This window comes from Rhodopila sp. (genome assembly GCF_035548235.1).
Lineage (GTDB): Bacteria > Pseudomonadota > Alphaproteobacteria > Acetobacterales > Acetobacteraceae > Rhodopila.
This window is the reverse complement of record NZ_DASZTJ010000233.1, coordinates 1-6,868: the sequence shown is the minus strand read 5'-3', so window position 1 is coordinate 6,868 and position 6,868 is coordinate 1. Positions and strand designations below refer to the sequence as shown.

At 68.9% G+C, this 6,868-nt stretch carries 6 protein-coding genes; 3 read left to right on the top strand and 3 right to left on the bottom strand.

The window, feature by feature from the left end; genetic code table 11:
• The first annotated feature begins 351 nt into the window (after positions 1-351).
• Positions 352-1,215 carry an alpha/beta fold hydrolase gene (locus tag VHB27_RS19140; RefSeq protein WP_325603501.1) on the top strand — a complete coding sequence of 288 codons (864 nt, stop codon included), beginning with the start codon at positions 352-354 and terminating at the stop codon, positions 1,213-1,215.
• A 47-nt stretch (positions 1,216-1,262) separates the two neighbouring features.
• On the opposite strand, the gene VHB27_RS19135 is transcribed toward VHB27_RS19140, so the two are convergent.
• Genes VHB27_RS19135 through VHB27_RS19125 form a run of 3 tightly spaced genes read right to left on the bottom strand, consistent with a single transcriptional unit; the run spans position 1,263 to position 4,981 of the window.
• A complete protein-coding gene (locus VHB27_RS19135) occupies positions 1,263-2,366 on the bottom strand; it encodes a hypothetical protein (RefSeq protein ID WP_325603503.1) in 1,104 nt (367 codons plus the stop codon).
• 30 nt (positions 2,367-2,396) lie between these two features.
• Entirely contained in the window at positions 2,397-3,686 is a 1,290-nt protein-coding gene (locus tag VHB27_RS19130; protein WP_325603499.1) for an HAD-IIIA family hydrolase, read from the bottom strand.
• Positions 3,683-4,981, bottom strand: a complete 1,299-nt coding sequence (locus VHB27_RS19125) for a hemolysin family protein (protein ID WP_325603497.1) — start codon at positions 4,979-4,981, stop codon at positions 3,683-3,685. The genes VHB27_RS19130 and VHB27_RS19125 overlap by 4 nt, the downstream gene beginning before the upstream one ends.
• 465 nt (positions 4,982-5,446) lie before the next feature.
• Here VHB27_RS19125 and VHB27_RS19120 point away from each other — a divergent pair, with 465 nt between their 5' ends.
• Entirely contained in the window at positions 5,447-5,611 is a 165-nt protein-coding gene (locus tag VHB27_RS19120; protein WP_325603495.1) for a hypothetical protein, read from the top strand.
• 71 nt (positions 5,612-5,682) lie between these two features.
• On the top strand, positions 5,683-6,868 hold a 1,186-nt coding region (locus VHB27_RS19115; RefSeq protein ID WP_325603493.1), incomplete at its 3' end, for a 3-deoxy-7-phosphoheptulonate synthase class II.

Here is a 6,868-nt window from a genome sequence, read left to right as displayed (position 1 = left end):
CAGCACTGGGGACGGCAGCACTGGGGACGGCAGCACTGGGGACGGCAGCACTGGGGACGGCAGCACTGGGGACGGCAGCACTGGGGACGGCAGCACTGGGGACGGCAGCACTGGGGACGGCAGCACTGGGCGGTCCCGTTCAGACGAACCACGTATCGTCGTCCGCCGTGTGGCGACGATGCGCGAGAGCGGCTCTGCCGTCGGCCACGGGGCGCGGAAGGCACAACCACACGGCGGGCCGAGAGCCGTGCCCACTTGCCTGGGGGACATCCGCTTCCCTCTTGCGGAACGATTTGCGATAAGCCAAACCATACCGGGGGCGGACCGACGTAAGCAAGGAATCGATTCACGATGAGTCGCGTTGCTCCGGAAATCACAGATCACGATATCGGCCCATCGGACGAAAGCCCGGGAGAGGGGCCAGGCAAGGGGGCAGCGCGCATCGTCGCCTTCAAGCCCGGACAGCCAGGACCTGCGTTTTTCCTCGTGCCGGGGACCGGCGGACGGATCGAAGGCTTCGCCGACCTGGCCAACCATCTCGATACGACCATGCCCGTCTATGGCATCGAAGCCCGCGGCGTCGACGACGACAGTGAGCCGGACGACGACCTCGACGAACTGGTCGACCACTACCTGGAGCAAGTCACGCGGCTGCAACCGCACGGACCGTATTTCCTGCTCGGTCATTCCTTCGGCGGGATGGTCGTCTTTGAAATGGCGCAGCGGCTGCTGAAAGCAGGACAGCCGATCGGTTGTCTCATCATGCTGGACACGCTCACGCCCAAGCCGTACTGGCCGCTGTCTTTTTGGATGGTCAACATTCGCGAAAGGATGCGCCAGCACGCCGTCCGCCTTTTCACGAACCATCCCAAGACGAGCTTCGCCTATTACTCGCGTCGTTACGTGCTCAAGCGACGCGGCCTGGAGGGGATCCCGGAGGATCTGCAGTTCGGCAAGGACGGCGCCCGGATGCTGCTGGCCAACGAGATGCTGCTGAAGCGGTGGAAGCCGTTTTTCTACCCGGGAAAGCTGACCCTGTTCTGTGCCGCGGATACGAAAGACCTGTCGTTGCTATGGCACGACCTGGTCAAGGAACTGGACTACCAGAGAGCGACCGGAACCCATATCGGCCTGATCAAGCCGCCCTATGTCGCCTCGCTCGCGCACGATATCTCGCGTTCCCTGTCCGCCGCCGCCACAGGGCCGGCGACTTGATCATGTGACGACGGAGGGTCGTGGGTTCCGACCCCGACGCCCGCCTGTCACGCCGCCGCGCCCAGATGCGGCAGGATCGCCGTCCGTTCCGGCGCCGCGGCATGCCAGGACTCCGCGCCGCGCGTGGTCAGGCGCGTCGACGCCGCTTCGCCCCCCGCCGCGTTCAGCGCCCGGATCACGCCCACCCGCCGTTCGGGCGGCACGATGAACATCATGAACCCGCCGCCGCCGGCACCGGAGACCTTCCCGCCGATGGCGCCATGGGCGAACGCCGCGTCCCGCAACGCCTCGATCCGTGCCGAACTGATGCCGGAGGCGGTGCGCTTCTTCGCTTCCCACGACCGGTTGAGGATCGACGCCATGCCGGGGACGTCGCCCCGCAGCAGCGCCTGCTTCATCGCCTGCGCATCGGCCTTCAGCCGGTGCAGCCCGGCCAGGGCGGCGTCGCCCGGACGCATGCGGCGCTGCTGTTCGGCGATGATCGCGTCCGACCGGCGGGACACGCCGGTGAAGCAGATCACCAGCGACGCCTCCAACTCGTTCAGCACCGCCGGCGCGACGCGCAGCGGGTTGACGATCACCTGCTCGCCCAGGAACTCGATGTAGTTGGTGCCGCCGAACGTCGCCGCGTACTGGTCCTGCCGCCCGCCGGGCAGGCCCAGGTCCTGGCGCTCGATCTCCCAGGCGGTGCGGGCGACGTCATAGGGGCCGAGGGGGACGGACAGCAGGGCGGCGAAAGCCTCCACCAGCGCGACCACCAGCGCCGAGGACGACCCCAGGCCCGATCCCGGCGGCGCATCGACATAGGATGTCAGGCGAAGAGGCGGCAGCGTGCCGTTGCCGAACAGCCGCGCCATCCGCGCCGCGACGCCGGCGTGCAGACCGAGGGTGGCGGCGCAGGAGAGGTCGGTACCGAGCGTCTCGGTGATGCCGAGATTGGGGGCGTGGAGGTGGATCCGGTGGTCGGGCGAGGCGTCGATGAAGGCATAGGCATAGCGGTCGATGGTCGTGTTCAGCACCGCGCCCCCGAACTCGTCGCAATACGGGCTGAGATCGGTCCCCCCGCCCGCCAGCCCGAGGCGCAACGGAACGCGGGCGCGGATGGTGGGGACAGGGCAGGGCGCCGATGTCGGCGTCGAACGCGAGGGCACAACAGGCAACGCACGCTCCTGACAGACAGGTCAGGCGGCAGGCTTAAGCAGCGGGCGTAAAAATTCGGTTAAATTGCCGCCGGGGAACAGGTACCCCGCGATGCCGGCCGCCTTCGCGGCGTCCATGTCGGTCTGCTGGTCGCCGATCATGATCGAGCGGTCCGCATCGACCTCCCACGCGTCCATCAGGTCCAGCAGCATCCCCGGTTCCGGTTTCCGCCAGGCATGGGCCTGGCGATAGGCGTCGACCTTCGCCTCGGGGTGATAGGGGCAGAACCGCGCGTCGTCGATCGTGCCGCCGGCGAGCCGGACCTCGTCGGCCATCCAGGCGAGCAGGGCGCGCACGTCGTCCTCGGTGTAGTAGCCGCGGGCGACGCCGGACTGGTTGGTGACGACGAAGACGTGCCAGCCGGCGTCGGCCGCCAGGCGCAGGGCGTCGATCGCGCCATCCGTCCAGGTGAAGCGGTCGCGGGTGCCGACATAGCCGTGGTCGACGTTCAGCACCCCGTCGCGGTCGAAGAACACCGCCGGCCGGCGCAGCAGCCGGGGGATCTCGGCCTGCGCCAGGGCGTAGTCGGACGGGATGCCGATATCGCGGAAGTAACCGCCGGCGACGGTGCCGCGCAGCCTGCCGGCGGCGGCAAGCCGGGGGAAGACGTCCCGCTCCAGCGACCCCGACGGCGGCGCGCCCGCCAGCAGCGAGCGGTTGAAGACGCTGATGCCGGCGTGGATCGGGTGATCGCCGGGCGCGGCGTGGGTCGTGGAACCGCCGGACGCGGCGTGGGTCGGGTGATCGCCGGTTGCCTGGATCGGACCCCCGTCGGCGATGTCGAAGCCGGCGATCCGGTCCCCGTCCAGCCGCACGGTGGAGAACCGCTTGCCCGCCGGCGGCGGACGCAGCAGCAGCCGTCCCGCGACCGGCGGCGCGTCAGCCGCCGCGTCCGCCAGCAGCCGGCCCAGGTTGGCATCGAAAACCGTGTCCCCGTTGGCCAGCAGGAACCGCTCCTCCAGCCGGTTCCGCGCATGGAACAGCGCCCCGGCCGTGCCCGCCGGCGCCGGCTCCGCCGACAGCACGATCCGCGCCGATCGGGGCAGGCCCGCCCGCAGCCCGTCCACCGCCTGCTCGACGGTTTCGGACAGATGCCCGGTCAGCAGCAGGAACTCCTCCACCCCGAAGCGGACGAACTCCCGCATCAGCCAGGCCAGGAACGGCCGGTCCCCGCAGGGCAGCAGGGGCTTCGGCGTCGCCGCCGTCAGCGCCCCCAGCCGAGACCCCAGCCCGCCGGCCAGGATGGCGCATTGCCGTATCGTGGGACTCACGCTTCCGCCGCCGGTTCGCGTCCGGCCATGACCCTGTCGACCCGCCGCCCGTCCATCGCCAGCACTTCGAACCGCCAGCCGCCGAACACGATCCGGTCGCCGACCCGCGGCACCCGCCGCAGCAGCGCCAGCAGCAGGCCGGCGAGCGTGTGGTAGCTGCCCTCGGCCGGCAGGTCCGGCAGGCCGAGGCGCGCCTTCAGCTCATCCACCGGGGTCATGCCGTCGAGCTGCATGGTGGTCTCTCCTTCCGGACCCGGCACACCTTCCTGGTGCTCCGGACCCGACGACTCGCCGACGATCGCGTGCAGAACGTCGGCGGCGGTCACCACGCCCTCGAAGCTGCCGTACTCGTCCATCACCAGCGCGAGGCCGAGGGAGTCCGTTTTCAGCCGTTCCAGCGCGTCCAGCGCGGTGACCGTGTCCGGCACGATCATCGGCTGGCGCAGGCTGGCGCCGACCGACAGCTCGTTCTTGCCCAGAAGCTGGTCCAGCAGGTCCTTCGACAGCACCACGCCGATCACGTTGTCGATCGACTTGTCGCAGACGACCAGGCGCGAATGCGATGTCGCCTTCAGGGTGGACGCGATCACCGCGGTCGGGTTGGAGCGGTCGATCCAGGCCAGCTCCGTCCGCGGCGTCATGATCGCGCGCACCGGCTTGTCGGCCAGGCGCAGCACGCGCTCGATCATGTCGCGCTCCTCGGCTTCCAGCACGCCGGTCTGCGCACCCTCGGTCACCAGGGCCTTCAGTTCCTCCTCCGTCACCGTGTGGCGGGGGATGCGGCTGAGACCGAACAGCATCAGCACCAGGTTCGACGACTTTCCCAGCAGCCAGACCGCCGGCGCGGTGATGGCGGCGAGCCAGGCCACGGGGCGGGCGACGCGGATCGCCATCGCCTCCGGCGCGCGCAGGGCAAGCTGCTTGGGCACCAGCTCCCCCAGCACCAGGGTCAGGTAGGTGGTGACGATGACGACAATGGTCAGCGACAGGCTTTCGGCATAGGAGGCCAGCGACGGCACCAGCTCGATCAGGGCCTGGAGGTGCGACGCGATGCGCGCGCCGCCGAAGACGCCGGTGAAGACGCTGACCAGGGTGATGCCCACCTGCACGGTCGGCAGGAAGCGCTGCGGGTCGTCGGACAGCGTGCGGGCGAAATCGGCGCCGCGGACCCCCTTGCGCTGCAACACCGCCAGCCTGGCGCGGCGGACCGAGACCAGCGCCAATTCGCTCAGGGAGAACAGGCCGTTGATGACGATCAGCAGCAGGATGACGAGGATTTCGAGGCCAAGGCTCATTGCAAATTCCGGCGGGGCGCGACGCGCTCGGTTTCGCTGTATCACAAGTCGGGACGGAGCATGAGGGGGCATGCGGGTGGACGCCTATGGGCGTTGAGACGGAGACCCCCTTCTGCGTCGTGGTCGGGCTTATCGTGGTCGGGCTTGGCCCGGCCACGACGGGATAGACGCCTGTGCCGCTCTATCTTGCCGCCCGCGTGCCTTGTCGCCCGCGCGCCTCGCGGCCATGACAGGCCCGCGCGAAGGGCACTTGCAACCGTTGCATGATCGCCGTATATGCGCGCCCATGGTTCGCTCGATCCCCGCGCCACGATTTTGGTACCGTCGGTATTTTCCGGCGGCCTAGGATCATGCGACCATAAGCAAGACCCAAAAGCCGCCCAGCCAGGCGGCTTTCGTGTTTCTTGCCCTTTTCTTCGCGAAATTCGCCTGACTGGAACGGTCCTCTCAGCCAAGGAGTGTTCCATGCAGCCGTCGCGTTTCGATTTCGATGTGATCTCCGGCCCGGTTCCGCCCCGCATCCCGCCGTCCCGCATCCCGCCGTCCAGCATCCTGACAGGCAGCGTGCCGCCCAGACCGGCGCCGGCGCCGACGCCGACCGCCACCCCGAAGCCGGACGTGGGCAAATGATCGCGCCAAATGCCGTGCCAGTAGCCAGATGCCCCAATTCGCGACATAAACCACGCTGAGGAGATCGTTCCATGCCGACCAGCCCCGCCGCCGCCAAGCCCTGGAACCCGGATTCCTGGCGCGACTGCCCCATCCGGCAGGCGCCGGCCTATCCCGACCCGACCCGGCTGGCCGACATGGAAGCCCGGCTCCGGCGTTACCCGCCCCTGGTCTTCGCCGGCGAGGCCCGCCGCCTGAAGGCGCAGCTTGGCCTGGTCGCCGAGGGCAAGGCCTTCGTCCTGCAGGGCGGCGATTGCGCGGAAAGCTTCTCGGACTTCACCGCCAACGTCATCCGCGACACCTTCCGCGTGCTGCTGCAGATGGCCGTGGTGCTGACCTTCGGCGCGTCCGTGCCGGTGGTGAAGATGGGCCGCATGGCCGGGCAGTTCGCCAAGCCGCGCTCCTCGGACACCGAAACCCAGGGCGACGTCACGCTGCCCAGCTATCGCGGCGACATCATCAACGGTCCCGAATTCACGCCCGAGGCCCGCATCCCCGACCCGGCCCGCATGGAGTTCGGCTATTTCCAGTCCGCCAGCACGCTGAACCTGCTGCGCGCCTTCTCCTCGGGCGGCTATGCCGACCTGCACGAGGTGCATCGCTGGAACCTCGATTTCGTCGGCCGTTCCCCGCTGGCCGAACGCTACCAGGACCTGGCCACCCGGATCGATGAGACGCTGTCCTTCATGGCCGCCTGCGGCATGACGAGCGCCACGACGCGCGACCTGCGCGAGACCGACTTCTATATCAGCCACGAGGCACTGCTGCTGCCCTATGAGCAGGCGCTGGCCCGCGTCGACAGCACGACCGGGGACTGGTACGGCTGCTCCGCGCATTTCCTGTGGATCGGCGATCGCACCCGCCAGGCCGACGGCGCGCATGTCGAGTTCCTGCGCGGCTTGCAGAACCCGCTGGGCATGAAGGTCGGGCCGACCCAGGACCCGGACGACCTGCTGCGCATCCTGGACATCCTCAACCCGGACAACGAGGCCGGGCGGATCACGCTGATCAGCCGCATGGGCGCGGACAAGATCGGCGCCAGGCTGGCGCCTCTGGTGCGCGCGGTGCAGCGTGCCGGCCGCAAGGTGGTCTGGCTCTGCGATCCGATGCACGGCAACACCATCAGCACCGTGAACAAGGTGAAGACCCGCAATTTCGATTCGATCCTGTCGGAAGTGCGCGGCTTCTTCGACGTCCACGCCGCCGAAGGCTCCTGGG